This is a genomic window from Candidatus Dadabacteria bacterium (genome assembly GCA_009837205.1).
Taxonomy (GTDB): Bacteria; Desulfobacterota_D; UBA1144; order Nemesobacterales; family Nemesobacteraceae; genus Nemesobacter.
Map to the genome: position 1 here is coordinate 116,207 of VXTZ01000012.1, position 15,120 is coordinate 131,326.

A 15,120-nucleotide genomic window follows, 5' to 3' on the forward strand; every position below is an offset into this window, starting at 1 on the left:
AGGAGTTTCCACCCGGTCTGCGGTAAACCACAGCCTCAAAACGCCTCTAGTAATTGTACCGGATAATAAAACGCCGCCTAATTCCCCGAGAACCCTTGGAAATTCCGGAACGGATATCAAGAATTTAAGGTTACTCATCCCACCTACAGGACAAATATCTGAATTGCCGGGGACGGATTGAGTTTTTCTGATTCCCGTAGTATCGTTTCACGGTGATGAAAAATCTTAACGTATGTATTCTGGGAGCAAGCGGCTACACGGGAGCAGAGCTCATAAGGCTCCTCAGGGGACATCCCCGGGCCAGTATTTCGCATTTAACAGCGTCAAGGAACGCAGGTCGTGCCCTAGCCGAGGTCTTTCCGCACCTTGGAGAAATAGCTGATCTCGAGCTCAGCAGTTCGGACCCCTCTCTCATCCCGGACGACACCGACGTGGTATTCGCCGCGCTTCCGCACGGAGCATCAGCCGAGCTTATAGAAGAAATCTACGAAAGGGACGTAAGGATAATCGATCTCGGGGCGGATTTCCGCCTCAGGGAAGGCACCTACAGGGACTGGTACGGGGATCATCCGTGCGCCCATCTTCTCGAAAACGCCGTCTACGGAATCCCCGAACTGCATGCGGAACGGATATCGGAGACAAAACTGGTGGCAAACCCCGGATGCTATCCAACCTCTTCGATCCTTCCACTCGCACCGCTTCTTGAAAACGGCATGGTGGAGACGGAGGGAATCATAATTGATTCCAAATCCGGAGCTTCGGGAGCAGGAAGGAACCCTTCGCTTGATCTTCATTTCTGCGAGGTCTCCGAAGCAATGAAAGCCTACAAGGTAGGCGAGCACCGTCATGCCCCTGAAATAGAACAGGGACTCTCGGATTTTCTAGGCAGCAAGGTGGAAGTCGCCTTCACACCGCATCTCGTACCGATAAACAGGGGGATACTCTCGACAATATACGTAAACCTCTCGGGAAGCCATAAGACCCGGGAACTGCTGGACGCCCTGGGACAATTCTACGAGAACTCGCCCTTCGTGAGGATTCTTCCCGAGGGGACTTTTCCGAACACTTCCTGCGTCAGGGGTTCAAACTTCTGCGACATAGGAATAAGGACAAACCCAGAGAAGAAAACTGCGGTAATTGTCTGCGCCATAGATAACCTAGTAAAGGGGGCATCGGGACAGGCGATACAAAGCATGAACATCATGCTCGACCTTCCAGAGAGCCTGGGACTTGACTCTGTCCCGCTTTATCCCTAATTTGAGGGGTAAATATATGCTGCCCGCCGGCATGACATCCCGTCAGAAATCCTGAAGCGTCCTTATTCTCTCCACTATCGCGGGAAGAAGTTCGATCACCCTGTCGATTTCCTCCGAACGGGTAAAACGGCCGAAGCTGAACCTGACCGAGCAGAGCGCTTCCTGTTCTTCGAGCCCCATGGCAACCAACACGTGGGAAGGGTCAACGTTTCCCTCGGAGCAGGCAGAACCAGTTGAAACCGCCACTCCGGCAGTATCGAGATTCATTACCACCGAATCACCCGGAGTGTCTGGAAAGCCAACGTTAAGGGTGTTGGAGACTCTGGTGTCGGGATGTCCGTTCAGGTAAACATCCCCTACTCTCCGGGAAAGCTCCTCGAAAAGACGGTCCCGCAGCTTCCCCAGTCTTTCGTTTTCCGTCTCAAGCTCCCCGCGCAGAAGCTCGCACGCATAACCGAATCCGCAGACGGCCGCTACGTTCTCCGTTCCCGATCTCTTTCCCCTCTCCTGCCCCCCGCCGTGCACGAAAGGCTCAAGGCCAATCCCTTTTTTCAAGTAAAGAGCTCCCGCCCCCTTAGGACCGCATATCTTGTGGGCGGAAAAAGACGCCATGTCAACCGGCAGACCGGTAAGATCGATTTCCATCTTTCCCAGAGCCTGAACCGCATCTGTATGGAAAACCACCCCCCTCTCGCGGGCAATTTCCCCTATATCGCGAATCGGACTTACAACTCCGGTCTCGTTATTCACGTACATGCAGGAAACAAGAATCGTGCGCTCGGTAATCGCTTCCCGGAACTGCTCGGGGAAGACCCGTCCGAAGGAATCCACGGGAAGATAGGTGACTTCGAAACCCCTGCGTTCAAGAAACCTGAACACTTCAAGACACGAGGCGTGCTCGACCACGGTCGTAACCAGGTGGTTACCCCTGTCAGAAAGAGCGTAGGCCAAGCCTTTTATGGCGAAATTGTTGCTTTCACTGCCCCCGGAGGTAAAAACTATTTCTCCCGGCCTCGCCCCGAGATAACCTGATACCCTTTCGCGGGCGTAATCAACCGCCGCGCGCGCAACGCTTCCGGGAGAATGAATGCTGGAAGGATTCCCATAATTTCCGGCAAGATATGGAATCATCTCTTCCAAAACGCGCGGGTCAAGAGGCGTAGTCGCGTTATAGTCAAGATATATGGAATGTCCGTTATCAGGCGACATTTTCTCACCATTGCTTAAACAGCTTGCACAACAGCGAATAATAACCGATCGACCGCGTAAATCACTGTGACACAGGACAGCGGGAGTACTCCGGATTCAAGTTATTTCAGCGGGTTAACGTCTTGGGGGCAAGATCAGCCTCACCGGCCAGCCAACTTTAGATCAGGTCAGGCTTGTCGGTGATAATTCCGTTAATCCCGATCCCGGCCAGCTTTTCGCCTCGTTTCGGATCGTTAACCGTCCAGCAGCACACAAAAAGGCCTCTTCTTCGGGCTTCCGAAGCGAGGCGGCGTGTCATAAAACGGTGATTTGTAGCAACTACCCGACAGCCGAGAGAAAGAGCCTTCTTCACGCACCCGAAGCCGAAAACCGTAATAAGGCCCGTAGTAATAGAACGATCAAGTTCCCTCACAGCACGAAGGCAGTCCTCGCGGAAAGAAACCACCGCTACATCTTTTATAAGACCATGATCTTTTATAAGCGAGACAGTTTCTTCTTCCGTACCTTTTTCCTTAAGTTCGACCACAAGTCCGCAGCGCCCCGCGAAATTCTCAAAAACCTCTGTAAGAGTCGGTATCCGCTCCCCGAAACCGGCGTCAAGAGATTGAAGTTCAGAAAACGTCTTCCCCGAAACGGCTCCCTTACCATCCGTGGTCCTGTCCACCGTCCGGTCGTGAATGACGACCAAGCGGCCGTCAAGACTTTTCCTCACGTCAAACTCTATCACCGCAGACCCCATGTCCAGGGCCCTGCGGAAAGAGCGAAGAGTATTTTCCGGTTCGTAATGACTCGCGCCGCGGTGAGAGATAAGGAGGAAATCTTTTTCGAAAAAACCTTTCATGGAATTTGGGGGAATTACCTGAACAGGTCATGGGCCGGATCTCTGATCAGTTCATCCGAACTTCCTTCTCCCCGGATGTACTCAACCCCGCGCGCTACCACAACGGGCAGAGCCGCGGTTTTCTCCATCAGCAAGCCCGCGGCACACGCTACCTGGTCCGCGGTCGCCATCTCGGTTGCCGTAAGCAGAAGACCTTTGGTATCGGCCTCTCCCCTGCGGTCAGAAAGTGGCCTCATGCCGCTACAGCCAATGGCGATGTCGGTGAGCCCTTCCCGCCAGGGACGTCCCACGGTATCGCTTATTATGACAGCTACGTACTTTCCGGTTTCCTGTTCTATATGTTTTCTTATAACCCCAGCGGAGCGATCAGAATCAAGCGGAAGAAGTGTGACATCCTCGCCCCCGGAAACATTCGACGCATCAACGCCGGCGTTTGCCAGCACGAGCCCCCCGATCGTTTCAACTATAAGTCTTCCCTTGCCGCTTTCTCTCTCGTCCATTTTTACGATTCTCCTAGTTTCCCCGAGAATCACCTCCACCAACCTCGGATCCTTTGAAACCTCTTCGGAGACCGTAACTGCGAAACCCGAAGGTTCCACTTGGGAGAGATTAACAACCCTGCCTTCGGCCTTTGAAACCACCTTCTGTGCAACTACAACTATATCCCCGTCGAGAAACGAAAATCCCTCACGGGCGGCGGCGTGCAGAATCATCTCCCCAAGGCTGTCCCCCTCCTTCACTTCCGGAATCCCCTTCAAGGGAACAAATCTTATTTCTCCAGTCTTGTCCATGCGGAAACTCTCCCGATGCCGCGGCGGCGTTTTGTATCTACCAACTAAACCATCTAGTATATATTATCAATAGCAAGGGGGAGAGAAATGGAAAAATTTTACTTGGAGAGAGAAACCGACCTTGAGCTTGAAAAGCAGTTCGAGGTATCCGGCGTGGCGAGGGAATCAGGTCTCATGATCCGCATATTCGTAACCTCCTCACTTAAAAAGGAAATGATGGAACCCGATTCCGAGGCTTCGGCCCGCGGCGAGGATGAAAACACCAGGCTAAAGGAAATACTTTCCCCTCTCGTGTCGTCTATAAGGGCAACCAGAAAAACGAAGAGAACCAACGTGATCAATTTCACCGCTTCGGTTACCAAAGACGGAAAAGGCCGGGAATTTCAGGTTATTTCCTACCTAGGTCCGGTAACGAAAGACTCCGAGGAACCCTGCATAACCCTTCTCCTGCCCGAAGACCTGCCGGAAGAAACACCTTAGCCACAAAATCGTGTATTATTAGCTTTATAATGGGGTGTACAGAGGAAATTTCCGGCGAAATCTACCTTGACAACAACGCAACTACAAGACCACTTCCCGAAGTAACTGAGGCCATGCACGAAGCCATGGGTGAGGGATTCGGCAATCCCTCAAGCGCCCATTCGGCCGGAGAGCGGGCGAGGCACCGCATGGACCTTGCCCGAAAACGGGCCTCCGATCTTGTGGGATGCTCCCCCGAGGACCTCATATTCACAAGTTCCGGTACGGAATCAAACAACATGGTTTTTTATTCCTGCACCATGAAAAAAGAGAAGCCGCACGTTGTCACAACCCAAGTAGAGCACTCCTCGATAATGAAGATGTGCAATTTCCTCGAACTAAACGACGTGCACATCGAAATGCTCGAGGTGGACGGACAAGGGATTCTTGACATCCGAACACTCGAAAACGCGATCTCCGAGAAAACCGATCTAGTTTCCGTGCAGTGGGTTAACAACGAGACCGGAGTTATACAGGATATAGCGAGCATTTCCGAGGTCTGCAGGAAAAACGGAGTGCTTCTCCACACCGACGCGGCCCAAGCTGTAGGCAAGCTCGAGGTTGATCTTGCGAAGCTTCACGTGGATTTTCTCTCTTTCACCGCTCATAAAATCAGCGGTCCCCAGGGCGCCGCGGTTCTCTACGCAAAAGACAGGCTGCTTGTGAATCCTTTTCTTTTCGGAGGATTCCAGGAGGAAGGGTTTCGTCCCGGGACCGAGAATCTTCCGGGCATAACAGGCTTTGGGACCGCCTGCGAGATAAGGCACACAAGGCTTGAGCAGGCCATAGGAAAGATGAAAGATCTTCGCGACCGGTTCGAGAAAATAATAATCGAATCCATCCCGGACACCTCGGTTAACGGGGGCGGCGGGGAAAGAATATGCAATACCACCAATATCCATTTCGGCGGAACTGACGGAAGAAAGCTGGTCTCCCTTCTTGACGAGGCGGGAATAAGGTGTTCCCAGAGTTCCGCGTGCACGAATTTCGACGTTACGCCATCCTACGTTCTGACCGCCATGGGGCTTGATGAACAGCATGCGTATTCAAGCATAAGATTCAGCTTCTGCCCGGAAAACACCTTCGAGGAGATAGAAAGAGCGGCAGAGATAGTCCGGGAAAAGTGCGAATTTCTCAGTAGCCAGCCCTGCTGAACCCGGGCACCCCGGGGAAACGGAAAATCAGTCGACAACCCTTACCGGCTGACCGGGAAGAAGGCCGAAGCTCCCCTCGGTTATGATTCTGGAATCTGGAGGAAGGGAATCAAAGGATATGTAGGCCGAGTTATCATCTATCCACGTGGGTGCCACTTTAGCCTTGAGAACTTCTCCATTTTTTTCAACCAGCACGAAAGAGAAATTTTCTTTATCGTCGGACAAGACAGCCGTCTTGGGGATTCTGACGACATTATCAAGCGTCTGCACCGGTATTTTTACGGAAACCATTTCCCCAGGCCACCACTTTACCGAGGGATCGGATATGGCAATCTCGATATCGTAGGTGCCCGAGAAATCATCAGAACCCGGACTCACGCCGTCAACCTCGCCCGCGACGGTTTCCACCGTGCCGTCTCTTGTAAGTGATACCTCAAGAACATCTCCCCTGTTGACGCTTCTGGCAACGGACACGTCCACACCGGCTATGACTTTCCTGCCGCTTAGATTAACGACTTTGGCCACCACATCTCCGTTTCTTGTCTCCTGCCCAATGTCGGGAACGATTTCGACAACCTGGCCTTGGATAGGGGAGCGGATCTTGAGGTTTTCGTAATTCCACTTGGCCCTTTTGTAAGAAGCTTCAAGGGCCTTTACGCCAGCCGAGGCGGTTTCAAGCAGGTTTTGTGACGCTTCAGTCTCGTCCTCAGAGACTATTCCCTTCTCAAAAAGAGCCGCGTTCCTGCGGTATACCCTTTCAGCTTCGGAAAGCTTCCCCTTGGCGGACTCAAGATTGTATTTCGCCTCGTCAAGCCGTGTTTCCACGCGGTAATCGTAGAGTTCGAGGATAATTCCATCCTTCTCGATTTCCTGACCTCTACCGGAATCTATCCGCTTTACCCATCCCGAAACGGTCGTTCGGACCAGAACGGTCTGCTTGCCACGGACTCTTCCGAGAACTTCGGTGTAAACTGAACCCGGGGACGCAACAGGCGTCATCACTTTTATGGGCCTGTGGACGTTATCTTCAGAGTGACCCTGTGCACTTGATTCCCTTTCGTGAAGAAACCTCGCATACAGGAGAAAAAGAACCAAGAGGAACCCAAGAGATATTAAAACCAGAGTCACCCAGTTCTTCATTTTTCTTTCTCTGAACCAAGATCTCATCTATTTTTCCACCCACAAAAGCTTCAATAAAAAAGACATTCATAACAATATTGAGAATCTGGCGATTTAGCAACAACCGGCAAAAATAGGAATAGCCGGTAAAAAAGATTGACTTTTAGCCAGAATTTCCCGATAATTACTAAGAGATTTTAAGGAGGATGTTAGTGAACGGAAAACCTTTAACAAAATCCCAGCTTTCAACCAGCTTGGCAGAGGAGGCGGGAATAACCAAGGCGACAGCCAAAACCGTTATTGATGCTATAGCGTCAATTGCATGTGCAGAGGTAAAGGAAAAAGGAGAATTCACGATTCCTGGAATCGGCAAACTGGTTATCAGCAATCGTAGTGCCAGAATGGGGAGAAATCCCGCCACCGGTGAAGTAATCAGCATACCTGCAAGAAAGGTCCTGAAGTTCCGCGTGGCGAAAGCCTGCAAAGATTCTGTGCTAGGTTAAAGCTGTCTCCACGCTCTACCTAGTTGATGTTGCCTCTCAGCGACCAGTTAAGAATTTCTACTGGATGCACAATCTTGGTCTTGGAATCTAAACCGAGCAGTCCCTTGCGGATCTGTATCATGCACCCAGGGTTCCCGACGGCCAGATAATCAGCACCGGTTTTCTCTATCTCGCTTACTTTCCCTGAGAGAAGTTTGGCGGACATCTCCGGTTGCACGATATTATATATCCCGGCGCTTCCGCAGCAGTGATCCGACCATTGCATTTCGACGAGTTCCACTCCCGGGATGCTTCTTAGAAGCTCTCTTGGAGCAGACCGTATCCCTTGTCCGTGAACAATATGGCATGCGTCCTGATAAGTAATCTTTATATCAAGAGGGCGCAGCGACGCCTCTATTTCCACATCTGAAAGAAATTCCATTACATCCACGGTTTTCGCTGAGAGCTGCGCTGCGGCTTCGGAGTAGACCGGGTCCTCATGCAGGATCTCGGCGTATTCCTTCATAGTGGAACCACATCCGGCGGAATTAACGACTACGGCATCTACGTTTAAGGTGGCGAAAAGGGCCACCAGTTTTCTTGCGAACTCCCTTCCTTCCTCAAGCCTTCCCGAATGAACAGAAAGGGCCCCGCAACATCCCTGGTTCTTGGGAACAAAAACTTCGCAGCCACTTGCGCGAAGCACTTCGATCGTTGCCCTGTTTATTTCCGGGAAGAAGACCCCCTGAACACAACCGCTCAGAAGAGCAACTTTCTTTTTTCTCTCTCCAATTGCCGGATAAAAAGCCGAAAGAGTTTCCCCGAAAGCAGAGTTGACCTCGGGCAGCATATGAAACATGGAAGAAGCCGAGAGACTTATTCTGTCAAGAAGCCACGGCGGGAAAACCCTCTTCAGGCCAAGCGTTTTTACCAGGTAGACAAACGGCAGGAGAACCTTCAACCTTTGGGGATAGGGAAAGATTTTGAAGATGAAGGCCTTAAGAATTTTCTCCCCCAGCCCCCTCTTGAACCTCCTTTCAATCTGTCCCCTCGACATCTCTATCAGGCTTCCATACTTAACTCCAGAGGGACACGCAGTCTCACAGGCAAGACATCCCAGACACAGATCAAGGTGCTTTACAAGCGACTCGCCCATCGGAATTCTTCCCTCCTCCGCGGCCTTTATCAGATGTATTCTTCCCCTGGGAGAATCGAGTTCGTTTCCGGTTTCAAGATAGGTGGGACAAGATGAAAGACAGAACCCGCAGTGAACGCAGTCCTGTATTATCTTCTTGCTCGGGCGATCTGTATGGTCAAAAGCGGTCTCAAGCGACATTGCGTCCCTCCGCTCCCGAAGAAATCGAAAAACCGAAAGTCTCGAGACTCGCGCTATGAAAAGCCTCTTTGAGTTCCTCTTGGGCTCCAAACGATTTTTTCCCGAGTTTTCGGCCGGATATATCAAAGTGAAGAGAGTCTTGAGAAAAAGGATTTGGGCAGATCGTATAGTTAAGTCCATCCTCTGATGACAGGGCCATTTCCACCGTGTCTCCGAGGTAATTAATCGGAACGCCCGGAACAGTGACTGATCTTGATCCGTGGCAGAGGCCAAGCGATATTATGTCACCCACCTGAAGGAACCTGAGATTGGTCTGGACATCGGCAGGCAGGTATCCGTTCGGGTTTTCATCCCCGACCCTGATCTCCAAGCTTCGCAGCAGGAATTCCCTAATTTTCTCTCTAAGCGAAACGGCCGCCTTGTTATCTGGGTTTCTGGATATGGTCCTTTCGTTAAGTTCGGAGAAGTGAAGCGCTATGAGCGCGCAGGCGTATGGATGCTCGCCGGCATGTTTTTCGAAACACTCAGACCATATCTCAAGCTGGCTTTCGGGCCGCATTTCCATGAAACTTCTCGGATAGCCGTTTTTCGAGTTAAGATCGGCCGCGGAATCCGTTTCCTCCCACCCGCAGTCATGTTCCCTTATCGCAAGCATCACTTCATCTCTAGGAGCGATGGTCTCGAAATCATCATTGCCCCAGAAATCCATTATTCTTGAAGAAAGAAAAGCGTGATTTGGCTGCGTTATGAGCGTCCACCCCTTATCGGATTCCCTTCTTATCATAATCCGTATCCTCAGTCTGCATCGAATATTTTTTCGCCGGGCAGAATGTTTCCCGGATCAAAACGCCGTTTTATGTTCTTCATAAGAAAAAGCGCCTCTCCAAAATCTCCCCACGCTTTTATCCTCTCCCTGAGTTCGCGGCGGACCCCCGAGAACATGATACGGCCCTCGAGCGAATCGGCAAGATTCTCAAGAGAATGTGCCGCCCTGACAGCCTCTTCATCTCCACCGCTTACCGAAACAAGCGCAACCCCTCTGGCGGGCCTCGAAAGGCAGCGCACTGTGACCCCCGAGAGTGCCGGATTGCTCTCAATATCGGAGAGAATCTCGATTGAGGCAGTTACGGGGAGGGTGAGCTTCGAGGAAAAACTTGCCCCGGACGGAAACGGAAATTCCCTTGCCGAATCCCATAACTCCTGTGAATCCTGATTGTCCATCTCGATGAAGGAGGCAAAATCACCAGAGGTTATCTCGCTCACCTGTTTTATCTGCTCGATAACTGCCTCTTCGAAGCTGTCGAATCTAAGCAGGATACTTCTTTTAGCCCCCGGTGCCGCCGCAAATTCCGAAGAGAGTTCCTCGTCAAGTATTTCAAAGCATGTGGGAACAACATCCGCAGCAAGTATCGCTCCGGCTGCCCGGGAACAGGAAACATGATTGTCAAAACCCAGAACCAGGGTTCTTGAGAATTGCTGGCGTGGGTATAATCTGAAAGTCGCTTCCGCCAATACACACAGGGTGCCGAGCGAACCTGCCATAAGCTTGGGAATATCATAACCCGCTACGTTTTTAACTACTTTCCCTCCCAAGTTTATGATCTCACCGTCAGCCCTCACGGCCCTGACTCCCAAGACAAGCTCTCTACACGTGCCGTATCTGGTGCTCATTGGACCGCAAAGATTCGTCGACAAAAGCCCCCCCACAGTGGCTCCGGAGTCAAGACCGGGCGGATCCACGGGAAAAAGCTGGTTTTCGCGCCCAACTGCATTCTGAAACTCTCTCACCTCCATCCCGCATTCGACCGTGGAAACCATGTCAGAAGGCTCATGAAACAGAAGCCTGCCGAGACGCTTGAGTGAAAGCGCCGCGCCGACCGCGCCGACCGGGTTGCCGAGAAAAAGCTTGGTGCCCCCCGCAAAAGGAAAAACACGGATGCCCTTCTGTGAAGCAAATCCGAGGACCCGGGATATCTCCTCGACGGTTTCGGGATAGAGAATTACTTCGGGAGAGAAGCCGAATTCGGGAACATCTAAACCCGTATCCCCGGAAACGGGAACATGGGAAGCTGAAACCATCTTGGAGAGTTCTGTTACGTGAGACATCCTTTTTTCAAACCAACGGATCGTTAAACCTTGAACACGGGCCCCGCTCTACTAGAAAAGCTCCCCCATTTCCTTCGCGGGAGCAGTTTCGGAACCTCGTTTTTGCATCCCGGGCTCAACGCACGTTCTAGGAGTCGGGAACACCTTGCCGGGATTGCAGAGCCCCTCTTCGTCAAAAGCGCACCGCACGAGATTCATCGTGTCTATTTCCTGTTCGCTGAACATAAGCGGAAGAAACATCTTCTTATCAAAACCCACACCGTGTTCTCCCGTAATACTGCCGCCGACATCAACGCATACCCTGAGAATTTCGCCGGAAAGTTCCTCGGCTTTCTCGGATTCCCCCTCAACTTCGGGATCATAAAGCACCAGCGGATGAAGATTCCCGTCTCCCGCATGAAAGACGTTAGCAACCCGAAGACCGTACCGTCTGCCGAGCTCCCCTATCTCTCCAAGCACCCTAGCCAAGCTGCTCCTGGGAATTACGCCGTCCTGTACATAGTATCCGGGACTTATTTTCCCCATGGCGGCAAAAGCGCTTTTACGCCCCTTCCAGAAAAGCTGTCTCTCGTTTTCATCCGCCGCCAGCTTTATTTCAATCGCACCGTTTTCCCGAAGTATCCCGGTTACGGCAGGAACCTGTGCGCTAACCTCTGCCCCGGGTCCGTCAAGCTCCACGAGAAGAATGGCTCCTGCGTCCCTGGGGTATCCGGCACCTACCGTGGTTTCCACGGCGTTTATGCTGAGATTGTCCATGATTTCCATTCCCGCGGGAATAACCCCGGAAGAAATGATCGCGGAAACCGACGCCCCGGCGTCCTCGATTCTCTCAAACGAGGCAAGAAGAGTTTTAACCATCTGAGGTTTTTTTATTATTCTCAAAAAGACCTTGGTCACTATGCCCAAGAGCCCCTCGCTTCCGACCACAAGCGAAAGAAGATCATATCCGAGACTCTCCGGGGTAGGACCTCCAAGCGTGACCACTGCTCCGTCGGGCAGAACCATCTCCACTCCGAGCACATGGTTGGTCGTGACTCCATACTTAAGACAATGAACTCCACCAGAATTCTCCGCGACATTGCCCCCTATTGTGCACACGATCTGGCTTGAAGGATCGGGAGCGTAGTAAAATCCCTCGGCACTCACGGCATCGGTTACGGAAATATTGACCACTCCGGGCTCGACCACAACAACGCGGTTCGGGATATCCACGTCAAGAATCCTGTTCATTCTTGAAAGTGATACCACTATTCCCTCGCGACTGGGAAGAGCGCCGCCAGAGAGGCCGGTTCCCGCCCCTCTCGGAACAAAAGGAATCTTCTCGCGATTGCAGAGTTTTACAACTAGGGAGACTTCCTCCGCACTTGAAGGGAGAACAACGAAAAGAGGTGTTACCCTGTATCCCGTAAGCCCGTCGCTTTCATAAGCGATCAGCTCATCCTTGGCTGATATAACCGCCCCGGCTCCCAGGATTCCCACAAGTTCCGAGGCGATACGGGATTTCCATCTGTCGGTTCTTTTTACAGCTTGCGAGTCCATCGTTAAACTTATAGTATATCGGAACCCGGGGAACGCGAAAAATTGACTGAAACCATCAAAGAAACCGATCCGCTCGTATTTGATAAGCTATCCGAATGTCTTAAGGGCGGAGGGGTGATCGTATACCCGACCGAAACTCTCTACGGGATCGGCTGTCTTGCGTTTGATCGGGAGGCCTGCCGGAGAATAGTAAGGATAAAACAAAGATCCGGAGGCGAGGGCCTTATAGTCCTCGTAAGTGATGAGGAGATGCTTGATCGTCACTTCCATGTTCCCGGCGACCTGCTCGAAAGATACTCCCGCAGCCAAAAACCCCTAACGCTCATACTGCATCCGAAATCCGTTTTCCCACAAGAGGTGTCGGGAGGAAGAGACTCGGTCGCGGCAAGAATCTCCACTTCCCCTTTCGCAAAAGAGATCCTTCGTCGCGTGGGAGAACCCGTAACCTCTACGAGCGCGAACATAAGCGGCAGGGGCAACTCAAACCGGTTTGCTGATATCCGCAGGGATTTTCCGAGCGGGATTGATGTTATCGTTGATTCTGGTAACCTTCCACCCTCAATGGGTTCAGCGATAGTGAACCTGACGACCACGTCACCCGAGATTATCAGAGAGGGCGATCTTTCCGTAACCGAAATAGAGAAGATTCTTCATGGCTGAAATACAACCTTTCAGAGGTATAAGATACAGCAAGGAAGCGGTCGAGGACTTCGCGAAAGTCATCGCTCCTCCCTATGACGTAATAAGCCCGCAGCAACGCGAGGAACTCTTCGCCAAAAGTCTTTTTAACGCCGTGAGAATTGAACTGCCCGAAGGAGAAGGCAAGCAGCGTTATCAAAATGCGAATGAAATCTATTCGAAGTGGCTTCGCGACAAGGTGCTCATAAGGGATGACGAGCCTTCAATTTACCCTTACTACCAGAATTTCGAGTTCGAAGGGCAACGCTACACAAGAAAAGGGTTCATAGCGAACCTAAAGGTTGAAGATTTCGACAAGAAAATCGTTCTGCCACATGAACAGACTTTCAGAAAACACAAGGAAGACCGGCTGGCGCTCACAGTCGCATGCAACTCCAACCTGAGCCAGATCTTCTGCGTCTATCCCGACGCCTCGGGAGAGGTCGAGGAAGATGTAGATAAAAATATCGGAGAGCCGCTTGTGGACGTCATCTTTGAGGAAGGAATAAGAAATACTCTCTGGAAGATATCCGACCCGAAAATCATAGAACGCGTAAAAAGCCGCCTCGCGGACAAATCCATCCTGATCGCAGACGGTCACCACCGTTATGAAACCTCGATAAACTTCAGAGACCTGAAGAGAAGAGAAACGGGGGAAAACTCAGGACAGATGCCCTGGGACTACGTAATGACCTATCTCTCGCGCGGAGAAGGCCAGGGACTTATAATTAACCCCACTCACAGGATAGCAAGAAAAGTCGGAGATAACCTGATTGACAATCTGCGGGAAGATTTCCAAGTCGAGAGAATTGCGCTTGAGCGCTCGCTTGATCTCGGCCCGGACCAGATATCCGTTGTAACCAAGGACCCCGAGAGAACCTTCAGGCTTACTCCCAAGACGGCGCGTGAAAAAGACTATGAGAACCTCGCCGTGATAATTCTTCACAGCCAAGTGTTCGGAGCACTGATAGAAGAAGACAAGGCGGGTGTACGATACTCCAAGTTCCCAGAAGAAGTATTCGAGAACGTGCACAACGGGGAATTTGAGGCCGGATTTCTTCTTCCCAAGCTAAAATCGGAGGACATATTCAAAGTGGTTCTCGACGGAACCAAGATGCCTCACAAGACCACCTACTTTTATCCGAAAATTCTCTCCGGATTAATATTCAACCCTCTCTGGCGTTAAGAAAAAAAGGGGAATTCACTCCTGCTAATTGCTCCGACCCCATTCCATCGCTGTCTGCCATTTCAGTATCTCTGGTTTAGGTAACTGACTTCTTCAACTCTTGAACGTGGCAGTTTGCCATATCCCCAACTCCCAACGTGCGAGAGTTTGTCCTTTTTTGTTGGCCTCTATCCTCGCCTTATCGATAAAATGTAGATACTCTTCAATGGTATCTATCTCCGTCCAGGTCTTTCGACAAATCTCGCACCGTGCGTCGCTCGGGTATTTATTAATCTCCTTAAGCACAATCGAATCAATAGGGCAGTGGGGCGGTTCTGGAATGATCCCACGAGCCCAACCGTATTTGAGATAAAGATTCAACGCCTTCTGAGCGGTGCCAATACGAAACTTGCCCTTAAATAATATTTCGTGATGATGTCTACTCAGGGTATATGATAAATTTTTGATATTGGCAATATGCCGGTCATCTTGGACTTCACCTGCCCGATATTCTTCCAGCTTTAAATTGAGTTGGCCACGTAGCGACTCACGGAATTCATCTCTCTTCTTCTTATCAGTGTTGCAATATATTGGATAATTGCGATTGCGAGTATTAAGGGCACCGTTTATGGTAAGCATAAGTGTCTCCCGTTCCAGAAACAGGTTTAGAAGAGGATCTTCAACTAACTTGTTGGGTACTGTTATCGGCGCAATCCTTTTCTTTTTCCTGCTCACAATCAAGCCTCCTGTCGCTTATCTTATGGGCAACGGGCGATACATAATTCAGGCAAAAAAAAAGAGGAGGGGTAACCGTTAAGGTCTCCCTCCTCTTTCTTACTCATCAAGAACCGAGTGTCTCTCGACACCAGTCCTTCGCCATTATCCCTGGCTATACTGCGGCAGCAGGAACCTGTGACGCATCGTG

At 51.1% G+C, this 15,120-nt stretch carries 15 protein-coding genes; 6 read left to right on the forward strand and 9 right to left on the reverse strand.

All coding sequences use genetic code 11. The features are described 5' to 3' along the window. Window positions 1-215: 215 nt before the first annotated feature. Window positions 216-1,256 carry an N-acetyl-gamma-glutamyl-phosphate reductase gene (locus tag F4Z13_02340; GenBank protein ID MXZ48086.1) on the forward strand — a complete coding sequence of 347 codons (1,041 nt, stop codon included), beginning with the start codon at window positions 216-218 and terminating at the stop codon, window positions 1,254-1,256. 42 nt (window positions 1,257-1,298) lie between these two features. Here F4Z13_02340 and F4Z13_02345 read toward each other — a convergent pair whose 3' ends face one another. The 3 genes from F4Z13_02345 to cofE all read right to left on the reverse strand — a co-directional run bounded on the left by F4Z13_02345 (window position 1,299) and on the right by cofE (window position 4,097). Then, window positions 1,299-2,465 carry a cysteine desulfurase gene (locus tag F4Z13_02345; GenBank protein MXZ48087.1) on the reverse strand — a complete coding sequence of 389 codons (1,167 nt, stop codon included), beginning with the start codon at window positions 2,463-2,465 and terminating at the stop codon, window positions 1,299-1,301. A gap of 157 nt (window positions 2,466-2,622) precedes the next feature. Continuing rightward, window positions 2,623-3,306, reverse strand: a complete 684-nt coding sequence (locus F4Z13_02350) for a glycerophosphodiester phosphodiesterase (protein MXZ48088.1) — start codon at window positions 3,304-3,306, stop codon at window positions 2,623-2,625. A gap of 14 nt (window positions 3,307-3,320) precedes the next feature. Continuing rightward, on the reverse strand, window positions 3,321-4,097 hold the full coding sequence (gene cofE, locus F4Z13_02355) for a coenzyme F420-0:L-glutamate ligase (GenBank protein MXZ48089.1): 777 nt from the start codon (window positions 4,095-4,097) through the stop codon (window positions 3,321-3,323). A gap of 87 nt (window positions 4,098-4,184) precedes the next feature. Here cofE and F4Z13_02360 point away from each other — a divergent pair, with 87 nt between their 5' ends. Both F4Z13_02360 and F4Z13_02365 read left to right on the forward strand, forming a co-directional pair. Then, window positions 4,185-4,577 carry a hypothetical protein gene (locus F4Z13_02360; protein ID MXZ48090.1) on the forward strand — a complete coding sequence of 131 codons (393 nt, stop codon included), beginning with the start codon at window positions 4,185-4,187 and terminating at the stop codon, window positions 4,575-4,577. Between the two features lie 29 nt (window positions 4,578-4,606). Continuing rightward, window positions 4,607-5,770: a cysteine desulfurase gene (locus F4Z13_02365; GenBank protein MXZ48091.1), complete on the forward strand. Its 1,164-nt coding sequence runs from the start codon at window positions 4,607-4,609 to the stop codon at window positions 5,768-5,770. A gap of 27 nt (window positions 5,771-5,797) precedes the next feature. Here the strand turns inward: F4Z13_02365 and F4Z13_02370 are convergent, their stop codons facing one another. Further along, entirely contained in the window at window positions 5,798-6,937 is a 1,140-nt protein-coding gene (locus F4Z13_02370; protein ID MXZ48092.1) for an efflux RND transporter periplasmic adaptor subunit, read from the reverse strand. A gap of 158 nt (window positions 6,938-7,095) precedes the next feature. Between F4Z13_02370 and F4Z13_02375 the strand changes: the two genes are divergently transcribed. Continuing rightward, window positions 7,096-7,392, forward strand: a complete 297-nt coding sequence (locus tag F4Z13_02375; GenBank protein MXZ48093.1) for an HU family DNA-binding protein — start codon at window positions 7,096-7,098, stop codon at window positions 7,390-7,392. 19 nt (window positions 7,393-7,411) lie between these two features. Here F4Z13_02375 and F4Z13_02380 read toward each other — a convergent pair whose 3' ends face one another. The 4 genes from F4Z13_02380 to F4Z13_02395 are packed head-to-tail and all read right to left on the reverse strand — an operon-like array spanning window position 7,412 to window position 12,352. After that, on the reverse strand, window positions 7,412-8,887 hold the full coding sequence (locus F4Z13_02380) for a 4Fe-4S dicluster domain-containing protein (GenBank protein MXZ48094.1): 1,476 nt from the start codon (window positions 8,885-8,887) through the stop codon (window positions 7,412-7,414). Then, entirely contained in the window at window positions 8,697-9,491 is a 795-nt protein-coding gene (locus F4Z13_02385) for a DUF3891 family protein (protein MXZ48095.1), read from the reverse strand. The genes F4Z13_02380 and F4Z13_02385 overlap by 191 nt, the downstream gene beginning before the upstream one ends. Window positions 9,492-9,502: 11 nt before the next feature. Then, window positions 9,503-10,813: an FAD-binding oxidoreductase gene (locus F4Z13_02390; protein ID MXZ48096.1), complete on the reverse strand. Its 1,311-nt coding sequence runs from the start codon at window positions 10,811-10,813 to the stop codon at window positions 9,503-9,505. 51 nt (window positions 10,814-10,864) lie between these two features. Then, complete coding sequence (locus F4Z13_02395) at window positions 10,865-12,352, reverse strand: FAD-binding protein (protein MXZ48097.1); 1,488 nt, start codon at window positions 12,350-12,352, stop codon at window positions 10,865-10,867. A 15-nt stretch (window positions 12,353-12,367) separates the two neighbouring features. Here F4Z13_02395 and F4Z13_02400 point away from each other — a divergent pair, with 15 nt between their 5' ends. Both F4Z13_02400 and F4Z13_02405 read left to right on the forward strand, forming a co-directional pair. Beyond that, complete coding sequence (locus tag F4Z13_02400) at window positions 12,368-13,012, forward strand: threonylcarbamoyl-AMP synthase (protein MXZ48098.1); 645 nt, start codon at window positions 12,368-12,370, stop codon at window positions 13,010-13,012. Next, entirely contained in the window at window positions 13,005-14,216 is a 1,212-nt protein-coding gene (locus tag F4Z13_02405) for a DUF1015 domain-containing protein (protein ID MXZ48099.1), read from the forward strand. Before F4Z13_02400 ends, F4Z13_02405 begins: the two co-directional genes overlap by 8 nt. A gap of 93 nt (window positions 14,217-14,309) precedes the next feature. Here F4Z13_02405 and F4Z13_02410 read toward each other — a convergent pair whose 3' ends face one another. After that, window positions 14,310-14,930, reverse strand: a complete 621-nt coding sequence (locus F4Z13_02410) for a hypothetical protein (protein MXZ48100.1) — start codon at window positions 14,928-14,930, stop codon at window positions 14,310-14,312. Window positions 14,931-15,120 lie beyond the last annotated feature (190 nt).

Bases quoted from the DNA above. Each gene is read 5' to 3' on its own strand.
- F4Z13_02340 (MXZ48086.1), top strand. From the start codon at position 216: ATGAAAAATCTTAACGTATGTATTCTGGGAGCAAGCGGCTACACGGGA.
- F4Z13_02345 (MXZ48087.1), bottom strand. From the start codon at position 2,465: ATGTCGCCTGATAACGGACATTCCATATATCTTGACTATAACGCGACT.
- F4Z13_02350 (MXZ48088.1), bottom strand. From the start codon at position 3,306: ATGAAAGGTTTTTTCGAAAAAGATTTCCTCCTTATCTCTCACCGCGGC.
- cofE (MXZ48089.1), bottom strand. From the start codon at position 4,097: ATGGACAAGACTGGAGAAATAAGATTTGTTCCCTTGAAGGGGATTCCG.
- F4Z13_02360 (MXZ48090.1), top strand. From the start codon at position 4,185: ATGGAAAAATTTTACTTGGAGAGAGAAACCGACCTTGAGCTTGAAAAG.
- F4Z13_02365 (MXZ48091.1), top strand. From the start codon at position 4,607: ATGGGGTGTACAGAGGAAATTTCCGGCGAAATCTACCTTGACAACAAC.
- F4Z13_02370 (MXZ48092.1), bottom strand. From the start codon at position 6,937: ATGAGATCTTGGTTCAGAGAAAGAAAAATGAAGAACTGGGTGACTCTG.
- F4Z13_02375 (MXZ48093.1), top strand. From the start codon at position 7,096: ATGTTAGTGAACGGAAAACCTTTAACAAAATCCCAGCTTTCAACCAGC.
- F4Z13_02380 (MXZ48094.1), bottom strand. From the start codon at position 8,887: ATGGACTTAACTATACGATCTGCCCAAATCCTTTTTCTCAAGACTCTC.
- F4Z13_02385 (MXZ48095.1), bottom strand. From the start codon at position 9,491: ATGATAAGAAGGGAATCCGATAAGGGGTGGACGCTCATAACGCAGCCA.
- F4Z13_02390 (MXZ48096.1), bottom strand. From the start codon at position 10,813: ATGTCTCACGTAACAGAACTCTCCAAGATGGTTTCAGCTTCCCATGTT.
- F4Z13_02395 (MXZ48097.1), bottom strand. From the start codon at position 12,352: ATGGACTCGCAAGCTGTAAAAAGAACCGACAGATGGAAATCCCGTATC.
- F4Z13_02405 (MXZ48099.1), top strand. From the start codon at position 13,005: ATGGCTGAAATACAACCTTTCAGAGGTATAAGATACAGCAAGGAAGCG.